13 protein-coding genes are annotated in these 16,073 nt (G+C 69.1%); all 13 read right to left on the reverse strand.

Features of this window, described 5'->3' with window-relative positions; translation table 11 throughout:
* Positions 1-55: 55 nt before the first annotated feature.
* A complete protein-coding gene (locus ABD115_RS13105; protein ID WP_343961573.1) occupies positions 56-2,026 on the reverse strand; it encodes an ABC transporter ATP-binding protein in 1,971 nt (656 codons plus the stop codon).
* Complete coding sequence (locus ABD115_RS13110; protein ID WP_343961575.1) at positions 2,023-3,795, reverse strand: ABC transporter transmembrane domain-containing protein; 1,773 nt, start codon at positions 3,793-3,795, stop codon at positions 2,023-2,025. Before ABD115_RS13110 ends, ABD115_RS13105 begins: the two co-directional genes overlap by 4 nt.
* Positions 3,795-4,592: a siderophore-interacting protein gene (locus tag ABD115_RS13115; RefSeq protein WP_343961577.1), complete on the reverse strand. Its 798-nt coding sequence runs from the start codon at positions 4,590-4,592 to the stop codon at positions 3,795-3,797. The genes ABD115_RS13110 and ABD115_RS13115 overlap by 1 nt, the downstream gene beginning before the upstream one ends.
* A 227-nt stretch (positions 4,593-4,819) precedes the next feature.
* Positions 4,820-5,599: a helix-turn-helix domain-containing protein gene (locus ABD115_RS13120; protein WP_343961579.1), complete on the reverse strand. Its 780-nt coding sequence runs from the start codon at positions 5,597-5,599 to the stop codon at positions 4,820-4,822.
* Positions 5,596-6,525, reverse strand: coding sequence for a helix-turn-helix domain-containing protein (locus tag ABD115_RS13125; RefSeq protein WP_343961581.1), 930 nt, complete (start codon positions 6,523-6,525; stop codon positions 5,596-5,598). The genes ABD115_RS13120 and ABD115_RS13125 overlap by 4 nt, the downstream gene beginning before the upstream one ends.
* A gap of 125 nt (positions 6,526-6,650) precedes the next feature.
* Positions 6,651-7,601 carry an alpha/beta fold hydrolase gene (locus tag ABD115_RS13130; protein WP_343961583.1) on the reverse strand — a complete coding sequence of 317 codons (951 nt, stop codon included), beginning with the start codon at positions 7,599-7,601 and terminating at the stop codon, positions 6,651-6,653.
* Positions 7,602-7,713: 112 nt separating this feature from the next.
* Positions 7,714-8,058 carry a cupin domain-containing protein gene (locus tag ABD115_RS13135; RefSeq protein ID WP_343961585.1) on the reverse strand — a complete coding sequence of 115 codons (345 nt, stop codon included), beginning with the start codon at positions 8,056-8,058 and terminating at the stop codon, positions 7,714-7,716.
* 61 nt (positions 8,059-8,119) lie between these two features.
* The gene (locus ABD115_RS13140) at positions 8,120-8,770 is read right to left on the reverse strand and encodes a Crp/Fnr family transcriptional regulator (RefSeq protein ID WP_343961587.1); all 651 of its coding nucleotides are present in this window, start codon (positions 8,768-8,770) and stop codon (positions 8,120-8,122) included.
* Positions 8,763-9,410, reverse strand: a complete 648-nt coding sequence (locus ABD115_RS13145) for an ABC transporter ATP-binding protein (protein WP_343961589.1) — start codon at positions 9,408-9,410, stop codon at positions 8,763-8,765. The genes ABD115_RS13140 and ABD115_RS13145 overlap by 8 nt, the downstream gene beginning before the upstream one ends.
* Positions 9,407-10,513, reverse strand: coding sequence for an ABC transporter permease (locus ABD115_RS13150; protein WP_343961591.1), 1,107 nt, complete (start codon positions 10,511-10,513; stop codon positions 9,407-9,409). The genes ABD115_RS13145 and ABD115_RS13150 overlap by 4 nt, the downstream gene beginning before the upstream one ends.
* Positions 10,510-11,700 (reverse strand): substrate-binding domain-containing protein, encoded by a 1,191-nt coding sequence (locus tag ABD115_RS13155; RefSeq protein ID WP_343961593.1) that lies wholly within the window; start codon positions 11,698-11,700, stop codon positions 10,510-10,512. The genes ABD115_RS13150 and ABD115_RS13155 overlap by 4 nt, the downstream gene beginning before the upstream one ends.
* A 38-nt stretch (positions 11,701-11,738) precedes the next feature.
* Complete coding sequence (locus ABD115_RS13160) at positions 11,739-12,557, reverse strand: class I SAM-dependent methyltransferase (protein ID WP_343961595.1); 819 nt, start codon at positions 12,555-12,557, stop codon at positions 11,739-11,741.
* A 108-nt stretch (positions 12,558-12,665) separates the two neighbouring features.
* Positions 12,666-16,073: MBG domain-containing protein (locus ABD115_RS13165; protein ID WP_343961597.1), on the reverse strand; the 3,408-nt coding region annotated here is incomplete at its 5' end.

Raw genomic sequence — 16,073 nt, forward strand, 5'->3', positions numbered from 1 at the left:
TTTCGTGCAGAAAGTTGGTGGTGGGTGCGGGGCCGGGGTGGGTCAGGCCCCGCCCCTAGCCGGCGACGCCCTGGGACATGCGCCAGAGCCTCGCGAATGCGCCGTCGGGGCGCTCGAGCAGGTCTGCGGGGGCGCCCGACTCGACGATGCTGCCGTTCTCGAGCACCACGACGGCATCGACGCCACGCACCTGGTCGAGGTGGTGCGCGATGATGATTGCCGTGCGCCCCTCGCTCACGCGGCGCATGGCATCTGCGAGCGCAGGGTCGGCACCAGCCTGTGAGCCTGCCTCATCGAGCACAACAACAGCCGGGTCGGCCAGCAGCACGCGGGCAAGCGCAAGCTGCTGCGCCTCGCGGTGGCTCACTGCGGCGGGAAGCGAGCCGTGCAGCCCGCCGGCAATCGCCGACAGGTCGAACCCGACCGCCTCGAGCGCGGCGGTGAGCGCCTCGTCGCTCGCCTCGGGCGCGGCGATGCGCGCGTTGTCTGCGATAGAGCCGACAAACAGGTGCGTCTCTTGCGCGACGAGAAGCGCTGCGGGTCGCCCGCCCGACCTGGCGAGGTGCGCGGGGACACCGCCGATGAGCACCTCACCCGCGAGCGGTTCGTCGAACCCAACGATGAGGCGTGCGAGCGTGCTCTTGCCCGAGCCCGAGGTGCCGATGAGGGCGACAGTCGCACCCTCATCAATCACGAGGTCGATTCCTCGAAGCGCGGCTCGCGGCGCCGTCGGCCCGTAGCGGTAGCTCGCGCCCAGAATATCGATGGAACCGCCGGTGATCTCGCGCTGAGTTCGGGCTATGGCAAGCTCGGCCGCCGTGAACTCGGCGCCAGCACCCGCGAGATCGGTTTCATCGGCCGGGGTGCGCTGCGACGTGGCGGTGCCAGCTTCGGCACCCGCGGCACCCGCGGCACCCGCAGCACCCGCAGCACCCAGGCCTTCGGTACCCGCCTGCACCACGCCGGTGAGCCGCTGCAGCCCCGCAAGGGCACGCTGCAGGTCGTCCATGCTGCCGAGGAGATCACCGATCGGGTTGAAGAGCCGATGGAAGTACAGCGCACCGGCCGTGACTGCGCCCACGGAGAGGCCAACCGAGGTCGCACGCACGAACCCGACAGCAAGCACCGCGGCGAGCCCTACGAACTCGGCAGCGTTCAGCCCCCCGATAAAGATGTTTCGCGCCTTCGCGGTCTCGCGGTGCGTTTGCACTGCCCGGTCGCTCGCGACTGCGATGCGGTCGAGGTGCTCCTCGGCTGTGCCGTAGGCTCGCACTGTTTCAGCTCCGGCGACGGCCTCGACGAATTCGCGGCCCCGCTCGGCTTCTTCGCGCCTGAGCCTGGCGTACAGCGGGCGCGAGCGCCGCAAAAAGACGCGCGTGCTGAGAACCTGAATCGGCACAGCAACCAGCGCGGCGAGCGCGAGCCACGGGTCAAGCGCCGCCATGCCAACGAGGGTGAGCACGATCGTGAACACCGCCCTCGCGCACAGCGGAATCACGCCCGAGATTGCCTCGGTGACCGCCTCGACATCGTTGGTGACGCGCGAGATGACATCGGCATCGCCCGCGGCCTCGATGCGGCGAAGCGGCAGCGCGAGCGCTGCCTCGAAGACCTCTTCGCGCAGCTCTGCAAGCGCCCGCTGCAGGCAGCGAACGAGCAGCACGCCCCCGATGCCCTCGAGCGCGGCGGCGACGATGCCTGCACCGGCAAGCGCCGCGCCAAGCCACAGCACGCTCGCGAAGGGCTCCCCCGAGATAACCGCGTCGACGATCGCCCCGAGCAGCGGCGGAATGAGCAGCATTGTCGCGGTGCCGAGCAGCAGCAGCGCGACGGTCGCGATGAGCAGCCCCCGCTGGCGCCAGAGCAGCTTCAGCCCAAGCCGGGCCGCGGCTCCGGCGGAAGAAGTTGGCAGCAACGCGCCGGCCGAACCCGGCACAGCACCAGCACCGCCAGCACCGCCAGCACCGCCAGCACCACCAGCACCGCCGGCCCCAGCACCAGCCCGCCCAAGATTCTTGGCGCTCATGCGTGCCCCCCGACCGGGCAGGCCCCCGCGGCCCCAAGCGCGCAGCAGCTGCGCGCGGGTTCGGGGCAGCGCCCGTCGACGACCCGCGAACAGGCGGCGAGCAGCGTCGGGCTTGCGGTGACGACCACGACGGGGCGGCCAAGCCGCGCGAGCGACTCGGCCACGCGCTGCTCGGTAATGGGGTCGAGGGCGCTCGTCGGTTCATCAAGCACGACGACGTCGCCCGGAGTGTGCAGCGCGCGGGCCAGCAGCACCCGCTGGCGTTGGCCGCCTGAGAGCCGCCTGCCGCCAGCACCGATCTCGGTGTCGGGGGTGCCTAGATGGTCAACCACATCGGCGAGCGCTGCCGCGTTGATCGGCGGCTCCTTCAGGCAGCCGTCGCGCGTGACGTTGCTGCGAAGCGTGCCCGAGAACAGGGCTGCGTCGTGCGGCGGTGCGACGATGCGCCTGGCCACGCACTCTGGGCCGAGATCGCACGCGCAGAGCCCGCCGAGGCGCAGCTCCCCCGGCTCGGGGTCGCGCCGAAATCCGAGCGTGGCCGCGGCGGTGCGGGCCTCTGCAGCGGTGCGCACGCGCACGCCAACGAGCCCGTCGGCGGCGCTCACGCTGAGCGTCTCACCGCTCGGCGCAGCCCACTCGAGGAGTGCTGGCGCGGCTGTCTTCGCGGCGGCATGAGTGCTCACGAAGCCCTCAGCGGCACCGGCCACCCCGGCCCCCAGCGCGTACTCCTCTTCGAGCAGCTCGCGCAGTCGCTTCGCCGAGGCGCGCTTGTGCGCCCAGTTGGCTCCAAACGTGCCGACGTGGGCGAGCGAGCCCTGCAAGAACTGCGCGAGGCCAACGACGGTGACGAGCTGCCCCGGCGTGATGTCGCCGCGCACGGCGAGCCAGCCGGCCGCGAGCGCGAGGGCAGCGAGGTAGAGCACCGACACCATTGTGCTCACTGCCTGGTAGGTGACAAGCAGCCTGGCCGAAGCGATGCCGGCATCGCGGGAGGCGGCGCTTGCGCCCCGGTAGCGGCGCACCATTTCGGGCCCCGCCCCGAGACCGTGGAGCACGCGCAGCCCGGCGAGCGCATCGGTCGCGACCTCGCTCGCGGTAGCCACGGCCTGCTGCTCGGTCGCTCCGGCGCGCTCGAGGGGGCGCGCGAGCCACTGCATCACGACAAGCACGGCGATTGCGCCGAGCGCGACGCCGATGCCGAGGGGCACGGAGATGACGAGCAAGGCAATCGTCGCAGCAATCACCGCCGCGAGCGTCGCCGCCTGCTGCGCGATGCTCCACGCGATTCCGGCGACGCGGCCGGTGTCGCTCGTCGCGATCGAGAGCAGCGCGCCGGGGTGCCTGCCGCCGCGCACGCCGCGCGGATGTAGCACGCGCCGCGCAGCGAGCAGCCGCAGGTCATGCTCGCCGTACCCGAAGACCCCCACCATCGCGAGAGCTGAGCGCTGATAGCTGAGTGACAGCACGAGGAAGACGGCGCCGAGCACGCCGAGCCAGAGCAGCAGGCCGGCGAGATCTCCCGGCGCGATTGCCCGGTCGATCACGATGCCGATGAGAATCGGCACGGCAGCCTCGCCAGCCTGGTGCAGCATCAGGCCGAGGGTTGCGAGCGCGAGCTTGCGGTCGCGCTTGTCGCCCGCGAGGGCGACCCGCAAGAGGTTCGGCACGCGCGGAGCGCCGGGCCGAGCAGCACCAGGCTCACCGGCGCCAGGCCGCGCAGCACCAGGCCCGTCAGCACCAGGCCGCGCGTGGCGGGTCGCGGCGGCCACTAGTCGACGTCTGCGGACATGTTGCCAGTACGATCTCGCGTCCAGTACCCGATCGCGTGGTGTCGGTTGCGGGCGAGGCCGAGGCGGCTGCGCAGATCGGTGCGAATCGCGCGGCTCGTCGCCGCCTCACACGCCACCCAGGCGTACCACGGCACCTCGGGGTCTGCGAGCTGCGCGACCTCGGTGGCGAGCGCGCTCGGCGCGTGGCCGTTGCCCGAGCCGATCAACCAGCGAATCTCGACGTCGCCAGCGGTGTCGTACTCCTGAATATCTTCCTCGGTCGGCACCTCGACGATCGCGAGGGCGCGAGCGCCGTCTGGCAGCTGTTCGAGAATGCGCCCGAGGCCGGGAACGCCGGTCGCGTCGGCGACGAGCAGCTGAAACTCGGCGTCGTCGGGGGCCGCGTAGTACGACGAGGGCTCGTCGCGCTCGCCCGCGCCGAAGATGCCAATGATGTGGCCCGGCTCGGCACGCTCGGCCCAGGCCGAGGCGAGACCGCCGTCATGCACCACGAAGTCGATGTCGAGCTCGCGCCCGCCCTCGTGCACCTGGCGCACGGTGTAGTGGCGCCACGGCGGCTCCTCGCCCTCCCAGCCGCGACCGTACTCGGGGAGGTTGAAGACCTCGATGTTGGCGACGGTCTCACCGGGCGCCGGGAGCGCGATATCGACGCGCTCGTCGCCGCGCCCGTGAGTGGGCCAGAGCCAGTCGCCGACTGCCTCGAAGCGGATCCGCAGCATGTTCGGTGTGAGCCGCTCTGTGCGAACGACGCGTGCTGGCGCGCAGGGAATCGCCATAGTTAGACCCCCTCAGGCCGCGAGATGCGTGTGCGGCTAGCCGCGACGCCGGGCTGCGGTGCTCGGTAGAGCGAGAAAACTGGGGGCGAAGACTGCACGGGCGATCCTTTGACAATGGTGTGACGTTGGTAAGGTGCGCCTTACCTACCCCCAGGCTAGCCGAGTCAAATACCTTAATCTGGCCAATCTATGTCGATTTTTGTCGCGGTCACCCCGCGGGCGGGCGCCTACCGCTCCCCTCCCGCGAAATAGGCGGCCGGGGTGCTTCCGACGATCTCGCGAAAGTGCTCGATAAACGTGTTCGGGCTCGCGTAGCCGAGACCGCGCGCCGTCGCGGCGACGGTTTGCCCCGAGGCGAGCTGCACGAGCGAGGCGCGCACGCGGGCGCGGATCCGCCACTGCGTGAGCGACAACCCCGTTTCGGCGACGAACGCCCTCGACAACTCGCGCGCTGAGAGCCCAATGCGGTCGGCCCAATCAGCCGTCGTATCGGTGTCGGCCGGCGCGGCGAGGATCTGCTCGGCGACGAACGACAGCCGCGGCGTCTCGGGCATACGCAGGTCAACCTGGGCGCCCGGGCTCGGCCGCAGCAGCTCGATCACGAGGCGCTGCAGGCGCAGCCTCGTATCGTTTGGCATCGCAGATTCAGCGTTGAGCAGCAGCAGCTCCCGCACAGCGGGCAGCAGTTCGACGATCATCGCCTCCCGCGGCAGCTGGGCAGCGATTCCCGGCTCGAGGAAGGTCGCATAAAAGAGCGATTCCGCCGAGGTCTCGATCGTGTGCGGCACCCCGCTCGGCACCCACACTGCGCGCTGCGCCGGCACAGTCCACACCGAGTCGCCCGCCCGCACCCGCGCAACCCCCGCGGTCGACCAGATGAGTTCGTCTTCGTGATGCGTCTCGGTGTGCCAGGCGCGAATGCTGCGCGACTCGTGCCGCACGCTCGTGAGCAGGTAGCCGCGAATGCGCTCCTTCGCTGTGGAGACGTGCGAGCGGTCGGGGCTCACGGGCCCACCGGCGACCCGCGCCGCCGCAGCTCCTGCTGGGTCACGCCGTACAGGTCGAGCAGCGCGCGGTACATCGTCGAAGTCGAGCCAAACCCAGACATCGCGGCCACCTCGGCGACGGTGAGCGCGTCGTGCTCAGGGTTTTGCAGCGTCGAGCGCGCGATGCGCCCGCGCTCGCGGCGCAGCTCGGCGGCGACGCTCGTCTCGTGGCGAGAGAACGCGAGCTGCAGCTGCCGCACCGAGCACCCCACCTCGGCCGCCAGCTCGCCCGTGCCGAAGCCTGGCCGGCCGCTCTCGCGCGCAATCACGGCCATTGCGTCGCCCCAGACGTTCGCCGCCCCTTTGGGCGGTTGCGCCGACAGCAGCGGGAAGCGCTGACGCAGCAGCGCCCCAGCCATCTCGATGGTCACGCGCGAGACGGTCGCGGCCTCGCCGGGCGTCGCCTTCTCGGGCTTCGCGGTGACCCCTTGCAGGTACCCACGCATTGCACGCTCGGGCAGCGTGAGGCCGGCATACACGGTCGCACCCTCGGGTAGTCGCGGCAAAAACGGCAGCAGCACATCTCGCTGAATTCGGGCGACAAGAAACTTCCACGGGGTGAGAAACCGCACGCGCAGCGGCAGGCCGCTCGGCGCGACGAGTAGCGGATCGTTCGACTCGATCCAGACTCCATCTTCCAAGTAGGTGAAGGTGCCGTACTCGACAAACACGAAATCAATCGTCGGCATGCCAGGCAACAGCGGCCGCCGCTCGATGTCGGTGGGGCCACCCGACGCCTCGATCACGAACAGGGGGCCGAGCGCATGCACGACCGCATCCATCGCGAGCGCGTCGCGGCTGCGGGTGCCCTCGCGGTGCAGGTCGGCGCTCGAGAACTCAGAAATCTCGCGGTCAGAGATCTGACGCGGGGCACTCGCATGGGGCATGTTCTAACGTTACCGACTCGCGCGGGTGCGTGTCAGCACACGCCGCGATCGATCGCAGCATTTCGCCCGTGAGAGCGCAGCGCGCGGCAGGTGCCCCGAGCCCCCACCGAGCACCCTGGCGTGCGCTATGCCGCGGGGAGCCCAGCCAAAAACTCCTTCGTCGCCGCCACGACTTCGTCGCCCCGGGTGTGGTGCAGGTAGTGGTCGGCGTCGATCTCGCGTGTGACGGCGTAGTCGACCGTTGCGGCCTGCGCCTCGTGCATCTCGACCCACGTCGGGAAGTCGGGGTTGTGCGCCTGATACATCAGCAGCAGGGGCAGCTCTTTGGGGAAGGTCGTGCCGGCGGCCGCGGCGAAGTTCTCGCCCAGGTGGTTCACCTCGTCGAGATAGGTTGGCGCCATCGAGTTGCGCATCGCGAGCACATCCATGTATTCAATATCTTGCTCGGTATACGCCGGGTTACCCTCGAGCGGGTTGCCGCCGAGCTCGGTCATCACGCGCAGCAGCCCGAGGCCGCGCAGCGCTGGGGCCCCTTTGAGGATGCCGGGCACCCGATCCATGCCGGGCTGCTCGGGCACCGAGGTGTCGATGCCGACGAAGGCGGTCACCTCGTCTGGGTACGTGTTGGCATAGCTCAGCCCGTAGATCCCGGTGATCGAGTGGCCCATCAAGATGTACTCGTCGACGCCAAAGCTCGCGACGGCCTCGTGAATCTCGCGCACGATGTTCTCGGTGGTGCGCGGGGTATCTGCCTGATCGCTGAACCCGTACCCGAAGGGCTCGACTGCGAGAATGCGATACTCGTCTTTCAGGCCGTTAATCACCGGCGCAAAGTCGGCGACCGGCGAGGCAGTGCCTGCTCCGGGCGTGAGCACGATCGTCTGCTCCCCCGACCCGAACTCCGCGACGTTCAGCTGGTTGCCGTCGACGGTCACGAGCTCGCCGTAGGGTTCGAGAGCCGCGACCTGCTGCGGCGTCTTCACGGCGTTCACGATGCTCGTTGTAGCGAGCGTTCCGCCGATAAGTGCGACAACTACGCCGGCGCTGATGAGGGTTATTTTCAGGGGCTTCTTCACGACGGCCTAACTTGCGAACTCGGGTTTACTTCGTGCCCTAAGCGTTTCATCACTGCACTGGAGTTTCCTGTGAGTCGCGCAAGGCCGCAGGGCCGGCGGCCTCGCCGACGCCTTACGGTTCGGGGTGAAAGGTGAGCACCAGCCTCGCATCCTCGTGCGCGTACACCTCGTGCTTTTCTTGGGGGTCGGCGCGCACCAGCGCGCCAGCGGCGAGTTCGTGAAACTCGCCCCCAATCTCGAATCGCACCCGCCCGGCAACCACGTGAATGAGCACGGGAGCGCCCGCGACGTGCTCCCGCAGCGTCACCCCGGCCGGGATAGCGAGTGTGCGCACCCTGAGCGCGGGGCCGTCGTACACGCGGCCGACGCGCACGCGCCCCTCGGTGATCGGCGCGAGCTCGACATAGTCGGCGAGCTCGGTCGAGAGCAGGTCGTATCCGGGTGCGTGGTCAGTCATGACTCCTCCTTCGGGCGCTGCGGCCGCAGCTGGTTCGGTGGCGATCCGGGTTCGCTCGCGGTCACAGCGAGCGTACCCGAACGGTTTTGCGATCGAGCTCGATGAGCCCTTCGTCTTGCATTCGTCGGAGCTCGCGCATGAGCGCCTTCGCGTTGACCCCGAGGTAATCGGCCCACTCCTGGCGGCCGAACGGCAGCGTCACTTGCGAGCCTCCCCCGGCCCCGAGATCTTCCAACGACATGAGAATGCGGCTGCGCAGGCGGGGCTCCGACAAGAGGTTCAGGCGCACGCTCAGGTGCACGAGCTTCTTCGACATCTCTTGCATGAGGTTGGCCTGCAGCACCGCAGCGCCGGCGTGGGTTGCGGCGGCGAGCCGCTGCCGATGAATGAGCAGCACCCGAGCGTCGCTGAGGGCCGTGATCTCGACCGGTGAGGGCCCTCCACTCACGACGACCGCCTCGGCGAAGGAGTCACCGGGCCCGAACCGCTCAACGATCTGGGTGTTGCTCCCGCGCGGAACGGTTGCCTGCACGCTCCCCGCAAGCACGACGGGAAAGAAGCTCACGGACTCACCTATGCGAATAATTGCCTCGCCCTGACGGTAGCCCTGCGAGGTCGCCTGCACGGCAGCGAGCAACTCGCCGTGCACGGCGGGCTCGACGCCCGCAAATACCCGGGAGCGCGCCGTCACCGCATCGTACTGTCTAGCCATCTTGGGGGTTCACCTCGCTCCCGCCAGGCACCGGGAGCCGCACCGTGCGGGCGCCGAGCAGCGCGGCGTCTTCCTCTCCGTGGGTCGCGACGATGAGCGTGCGGCCCGCCCGGTGCGCGTGCACGAAGCCAACGGCCTCGCGTTTCGTCGCCGCGTCAAGCCCGGTGAAGGGTTCGTCGAGCAGCACGAGCGAGCTCGGGTACAGCATCGCACACACGAGCGCGACGCGGCGGCGCATGCCGCCCGACAGCTCGGCGACGGGCTGGTCGAGCGAGCGCTCGGGCAGGATCGTCGCGAGTTCGTGGCGGATCGAGCGGCGCGATACTCGCCGATCTGGGTGCACGAGGGCGACGTTCTCGACCGCGGTCAACGCCTCGCTCAACCGGTCTTCTTGAAACATCACCGACACGCTCCCGGGCGCCGCCCCGGTCACCGCGCCCGCGTCTGGGTGTTCGAGCCCCATGAGCATGCGGAGCAGGCTCGTCTTCCCTGCACCCGAGGGCGCCCGCAAGCAGTACACCTCGCCGGCGTCGAAGGTCAGCGTCAGGCCCTCAAGCACACTGTGCAGCCCGAAGCGCTTCGACACCCCCTCGAGTCGCACCGTCGCCGCATTCGCCTGGCGGCGTTCCCGCCCCGTCATGATGATCTCCCCAGCAAGCCACCGAACGGCCGCGACAGCGTGCGCAGCCCGAGCATCACGGCCCGCTCGAACACCACGCTGAGCACCATCACCACCACCGTCCAGGCGAACAGGGTCGGGGTGTCGAGAAACGTCTTCGCCGTAAACATTTCTTTTCCAATCGACTGCGTCGTCGCGGCGAACAGCTCTGCCATGATGCCGGCGCGCCAGCTCATGCCGACCCCGACGCGGCAGGCGCTCGTGAGAAACGGCATAAACGAGGGCCGTGAGAGGTACCAAAACTGCTTCACCGGAGACAGCCGGAACACCCGCGCGCGCTCGAGGTCGCGCACCGCCACGGCGCCGAGCCCGGTGAGCATGCTCGTGTACACGAGCGGCACGACGATGAGAAAGGCGAGCCACGATGTCAGCGCCTGGCCGCCAAGCCAGATCAGCAGCATGATGATGAACGACACCACGGGAACCGTTTTGACGACCGAAACGACCGGCGCGATGAGCTCGCGAAACCAGCGCTGTCGGTGCGCAACGAGAGCCAAGACAATACCGCCGACAAACGCGGCAACGAACCCGAGCACGATGCGCCCGAGCGAAGCGCCTGAGATTGCCCAGAACTCGGGCCGCACGACCTGCTCTGCGAGCGCCTGCAGCGTGCGAATCGGGCCTGCGAGCAGCAACCGGTTGTCAACCGCGCGGTCAGCGACCTCCCACACGAGCAACCAAAACACCACAGCTCCCGCGCGGCCGGCTCGCGCGCGCCAGCCCTGCCGTTTCCGGCTCGCGCCGGCACCGCCAAGCGCGCCGCCAGCCACGCCGCCAGCCGAGTCACCCCCGCGAGGTGAGGGGCCTGCTGGCGGCGACGCGACGGGCCAGTGGGCCGCCCCCGGGGCTCCTTGAATCGGCAGCGACGGGGGCAGCTGCCCCCTCGCTGAGCCGATTGCCGCGACGAGTGCCCGCGGATCCGCCCCGCTGCGCACGAGCTCGCGCAGCATCGGCAGCATGCTCTCGGGCTCGACTCCGGCTGGCGCGTGCTCGCGCATGAGCGCGAGCAGCTCCGCGTCGCCCCACGACGTATCGGCGCCTAGATCTCCGCGCTGCCGCGTCACGAGCGACGCTCCGCGGGGTCGAGCCCGCCGACAAGCTCGCGCACATCGGCATCGAGCGCGCCGATGGGTGGCATGTAGTAGAAGTCGCCACCAGGCAGTTTGCCCCCGACCGCTGCCGGGTTCTGCGCGTGAATCGCTGCGAGAAAGCCTGACAGCGCCTCGTGCATCACTTCGCCCGTGAGATTCACGATGCTGCAAAACGGCATCGCGGCAGCCGCGACATCGTTGTTCAAGAACGTGCCGAGCTTCTCTTGCACCGCGGCGGCCTCCGCGATGTTGTCGAGCGTGAAGTCGACCGAGGCACCCACCTGCTGCAGGTACTCAATGACGGCAGCCTCGTGCTGCTCCAGAAAGCTGCGATTCACGATCGTGTGCGTGGTCACCGCCTGCGAGGCGGCCGTGTTCGTTGGCATCGCATCCCACGCCTGCGTGATATCGATGGGCACATGGAGCGAGGGCACCATCGTGCGGGCGAGCTCGACGAACGGCTGCGGCAGCACCGCGATCGCGTTGGGCTCGTTTTGCAGCAGGTTGAGCACCTCGAACGGGGTCGACCGGTAGGCCATGTCGACCTCTTCGCTCAGACCGTGGCCGTCGAGCACCGCTGCGATCGTGTACTCGGGCGTACCGTTTTGACCGATCGAATAGACCGTTCGGCCCCGCAGGTCGGCGAGCGTGCCCACACCTGGGTCGGTCGTCACCCCGTAGAGCACGCCGAGGTTGCCAACGCTGATCACCTCGACCTCGGTCTTAATGTCGGTGTTGTTGTAGAGCACCGCCCCGATGTTCGATGGCAGCGTGACAATATCGAAGTCGCCCTGATTGAAGCGCGCGGCGAGGGTCGCAAAGTCGACCCCGGTGACCTCGACCTCAAAGGTGTGGTGTGTCTGCCCGGCCTCAGCCGCGAGCAAGAACCGACTCAGCCCCATCGAAGGCGGCCCGAGTATGAGGCCGACGCGGGCGGTGGTGCGCTCGGTCGACCCCATCACCGCGCGGTCGCGCTGCGCCGGGCGCCCGAAGGCGTCGCTGTGCGCGTCGCTGCTCGCGCCGTCTCGGCCTCGACCGGTGCCGCCAAAGGGCAACTCGCTGCAGGCCGTCAGCAGGGAGACGGCGCCGACCGCGCCGAGCACCCCCAGAAAGGCGCGCCTGGTCGGGAGCGCCGACGATGGTCGCGCGGGTGCTCGCACGGCTGACCGCGGGGCTGGTGGCGCGGGTGGCCTGCTCATCACCGTTCAGCCGGGGCAGCGGGCTTCACTGCGACGATGCCGACGGCGGTGAGTGCCTCGCGGTGGGCGCTAAACGTCTTGCGCATCTCGAACACGCGCCCCCGCTCATCTGGCATGCGCAGCACATTGCGGGCGAACCGCAGCGCGCCCCCGAGCCCCTCGTCTGCGATGATGCGCGCGGGCTGCAGCAGCCGCATCGGAGCAAACCTGGTCTCCTCGCGCACCTCGAAGCCTGCGCTTTGCAACAGCGCACGCCACTCCGCGTTTGTGAGCGGCCTCGCGTTCACCTTGATCGAGGTGGCGAGGGCGCGCTGAATGTCGCGCTTCGTGTCGTCTGGCAGACCGTCTGGGGTGAGCCCGAGCTCGTGAATCACGTACCGACCCCCCGGGCGCAGCACCCGAAACGCCTCGGCCATCATGACGTGCTTCGCCCGGTCGCCGTGCATCGTGAGCATCGCCTCGCCGAACACAACGTCTGCGCTGTCGGCCGCGAAACCCGTTGCCGCCGCGTCTGCGTGCACAACCGCACCGTCGAGGCCGAGCTTCGCGTTCACCTGAGCAACCGCGTTCGGGTCGGTGTCGACGCCGCGGTAGCTGCGCGGCCCCCGCTGCACGATCTCATGCGCGGTGTGCCCGAGCCCAGGCGCGAGCTCGACGACGTCGCTGCCTGCGATATCGGCCGCTTCGAGCATGCGGCGCGTAAGCTCGCGGCCCCCTGGCCGCAGCACGCGTTTGCCGAGCTTCGCGAGCAGCCAGTGCCCCGACATCGTCGCGACAGGGCGCCCCTGCTCTGGTAGTACTTCGGGTGAGTTCTTCATCTTTTGTGCCCTTCGTTAATCTGGTGCTGTCTCGCTGCGGCTCGTGCCGCAGGTGTAGCTGTTGCTGGCGCTCGTATCGCGTCGGTTTCGTTCGATGCGCAACCGGCCCTACTCGGTGAGGCGCTTGCGGCGCCGAGCGATCACCGTTGCACCGGCGGCGAGCGCGAGCACGAGCCCGGCCGCGGCAATGATCGCGAACGGCTGGGGTAACGCACCGCCTGCCGCGACCGACCGGCCGTCACCTGTGCCGGAGCTCGCGTGATCCGCACCGCTCGCGCTACCGGCCCGCTTCGAGCGCTCATTGGCCTCGCGCGCCGCCTCGAGCGCCCGCATAGCGGCCTGCTCGTCGGCCGACAGTGCACCCGGAAGCTTTGCCTGCACGAACCCCGGTACCACGCCGCCGCCAGACGTCGGCACGCCCGCGAGGGTCACCTCGAACGATGCTGGCCAGGTGTGTTCGCGACTGCCGCCGAAGATAGGGCCACCGATGCTCAACGCGAGGTCTCCGATCGACACCGACGCGGTCATCGAGCGCGACACCGCCGTGGCCCGCGGGTCGATGTGCCCGAGATCAACGGTTACGCTCGTGACCGACGAGCCGCCGCCCGTGCCCACGACGCCGCCGCCGGAGAGACTGCGCACCGTCATGATGCGGTCTTGGATGACGACGGGAAGCGTCACGCGGCCAGTGCCGTCGGCGGCAACAACGAGCGTCGCGTTATCGGTCACCGGGTCTTTCGGTGGGAACCCACCGTTGGTGATGTGGGGGTCGAGCGGCAGACCGGTGACGGCCCTGCTGAACCAGATGTTCGCGCTCACCGTGTACCTGCCCGCGGCGAGCTGCGTCGCGGTCTGACCCGCACCGGTTGCGGGGCCCGTTGGGCGCGGCTTCGCACCACCACCGGTACCCGGCTTCGGCCCCGGGCTGCCGGGTGTTCCGCCGTCGCCTCCCGGTTCTCCCGGCCGCTCGCCGCCCGGCAGCGTTACTGTTGTGTCGTCTGACACACGGCTCGCACTCGCGTAGTCGACCGCGAGGCTGAGATCCCACCGCTTATCGAGCTGCAGCGGCGCCGCATACACCTGGCTACCGCTAAAGATGTGCTCCCCGCTCGCGTCTGCGAGTTCGAGCACCGCTTGGGTGATGCGCCCAGCCGTGTGCGACCCGTAGGTCTTGCCGTCACGCGCGATCGCGGCCACCGTCGCCCCCGGCGAGGGTGTGCCGAATGCCATCAACGTGAAGGCCGGGTTCGGCAGATCGAGCAGGAGCGAGCGCTTGCCCGACGCACCCACCACGAGCGTCGCGTTGTCGCGCACCGGTGCAGTGGGAATGCCGTAGTTGGGGTCGCTCTGGGCGACCAGCGGGTTCTTCGGGTTCGTCATATAGGCGGCCATGCCGAGAATGTCGTTCTTCTCGCCCGGCACGTACAGGTTCGCGGTGATGCGGTAGCTGCCCGGTCTCAGCTGGGCTGGCTGGCCCTGCTCGGTGACCGTCAACACGCCGGGCTCGTAGGCGAAGCGGTAGTTCGCGGCGCTGCCGCCGGCCGGCACCAGGGTGTATCTGCCGCCGGCAGTGAGGCGAGCGGGCGGCTCGACGGTCGGCGCGACGAACCCCGCGGCGCTGACCGCGGTCTCGCCGCCGACGAAGCCAGTGATCTCGAGAGCGAGCTGCGGCGACGCCCCCGGCGCGATGGTTTCGCCCGAGTATTTGGCGGTGAGCTGTGCAGGAGCGATCTCCCACGGCAGGCTGAGCGGCGCCGTCGAGCCGTCGTCCCAGATGTAACCCTCGTCAAGGGTGGCGCGCGCAAGATAGCTGCCCGCCGAGGTCGCACTCGGGCGCACGCTCAGCGAGTAGCCCTCGCCTGCTGGCACACCACTCAGCTCGGCCCCCGTGTACACGAGCCCAGCCTTCGCGCTTGGCCGCGCAACGGGGGTCACAGCCTCTCGCACGACGGCGACATAGGCGATCTCTGTGGCCGCGGTCTGCGGGGTGTCGATGAAGCCTTCCATGCCAGTGGCCGCGTTCCACAGCGGCACCTGCACCATGGCGGCCGGCGACCCTGCGTCGGTGTCTTTCGCGACGATGTCGAACGCAGCCGACGTTCCGTTTTGAGTGGCAGCGAGCCCCGTCGCGCTCGTGAGGCCCGCTCCTCGTGTGCCGGAGAGCAGGAAGATCTCGGCGCCGGGGCCACCGGTCGGTGCCGTGGCCGACAGGCTCGTCTTCCCACCGCCCATCGGGTACATCCATGCCCAGTGCTTTGCAACATTAGCGCCGGGAATGTTCTCGTAGCTCACGTCGAGGCCGAAGGTATAGAGCCGAACGTCGGGGTTGTCGAAGCCGTCAGCGACGAGCCCCGCTGCCTGGGCGAGGAGCTCAGGGGCGGTCTCTTCGCCGAGGAATGAGGAGTAAGCCCCGAGCGAGTCAAGCGACGGGAAGTCAAGGCCCGGAAACTCCATATCGGCTTCACCAGTCGTGCGATACGTCATGGTGGTTCCCGGGTCGCCGACGAACTCCTTCGTGTGTTCCCAGCGCGCCGCCGAGGCGCTGTCGACGAGCGCGAACACGCCGAGCGTGTCGGTGACGAACGAGACCGAACCCGCCCGCGCCTCCCGGGTTGCGACTGGCGACGCCACCCCATCAGCGATGCGCATCACCACGACTTCGTCGGCAGACGTCGGCAGGGTGACCGTGGTGCGCTGGGCCGCGCTGAGCACCAACGGCCCGTCAGCCCCGATGAGCGCAAGCTGCCAGCTCGCGAACGTTGGCGTTGTCACAAACTCGCGCCCTATCGCTGCCGCGATGCCGCGCTCGTCTGCAGCCGGGGCCGCGGCGCCAAGTGTCGCCTGCGTCAGCGAGGCAATGAGCGGATCGCCATCCTCTGCCTCAACCGAGACCGCGGCGCCGGTCGCTGCGTGGCGATATTCCCGGGTGAAATCGCCCACTACCTGGCGCACGGCACCAGCGAAATCGACGCTCAGGTGAATGCTCCAGTGCTTCTCGACCTGCAGCGGCACCGGGTATTGCGTGGCTGGCCCGAAGGTGTACTCGCCGCTGTCGTTGTCGAGCTGTGCGGTCACCGACACGATGCGATCTGGGTAGCGGGGGTCGGGCGGCACGTTACCCCAGGCGATGTTGCCGCCGCGCTCAATGCTCGCGACCCGCACATCGGCCCCGTCGGTGATGTCTTGCAGCGTGAAGATCTCTTGGTTGAACGGCACGTCAACCTCGATCGCGCCGTCGGCTGCCACGCGCAGCGTCGTGTTGAGCTGCTGCGGCTTGACCGGCGGGAAGCTGGCGTCAGCCATGTACACGTTGACCCCGATGGGAGCGTCAACCCCAGCGACATAGGGGTTCGCCGTCACGGTGTAGGTGCCGGGGGCGAGCTTGGCCGCCGAGGCCGGCGCGGTGCTGCCCGCGAGGCCCGCGCTGGCCGACAGTAGCGTGGCCAGCGCGTCGGGCTGCGGCTCGAGCTCGCCAGCGGTGCCTGGCTCAGGCGACTGCTCAGCTGATTCGTTGGG

Source organism: Leucobacter albus, from assembly GCF_039528015.1.
Lineage (GTDB): Bacteria > Actinomycetota > Actinomycetes > Actinomycetales > Microbacteriaceae > Leucobacter > Leucobacter albus.

Bases quoted from the DNA above. Each gene is read 5' to 3' on its own strand.
- ABD115_RS13135 (WP_343961585.1), bottom strand. From the start codon at position 8,058: ATGACTGACCACGCACCCGGATACGACCTGCTCTCGACCGAGCTCGCC.
- ABD115_RS13140 (WP_343961587.1), bottom strand. From the start codon at position 8,770: ATGGCTAGACAGTACGATGCGGTGACGGCGCGCTCCCGGGTATTTGCG.
- ABD115_RS13125 (WP_343961581.1), bottom strand. From the start codon at position 6,525: ATGCCCCATGCGAGTGCCCCGCGTCAGATCTCTGACCGCGAGATTTCT.
- ABD115_RS13115 (WP_343961577.1), bottom strand. From the start codon at position 4,592: ATGGCGATTCCCTGCGCGCCAGCACGCGTCGTTCGCACAGAGCGGCTC.
- ABD115_RS13105 (WP_343961573.1), bottom strand. From the start codon at position 2,026: ATGAGCGCCAAGAATCTTGGGCGGGCTGGTGCTGGGGCCGGCGGTGCT.
- ABD115_RS13160 (WP_343961595.1), bottom strand. From the start codon at position 12,557: ATGAAGAACTCACCCGAAGTACTACCAGAGCAGGGGCGCCCTGTCGCG.
- ABD115_RS13145 (WP_343961589.1), bottom strand. From the start codon at position 9,410: ATGACGGGGCGGGAACGCCGCCAGGCGAATGCGGCGACGGTGCGACTC.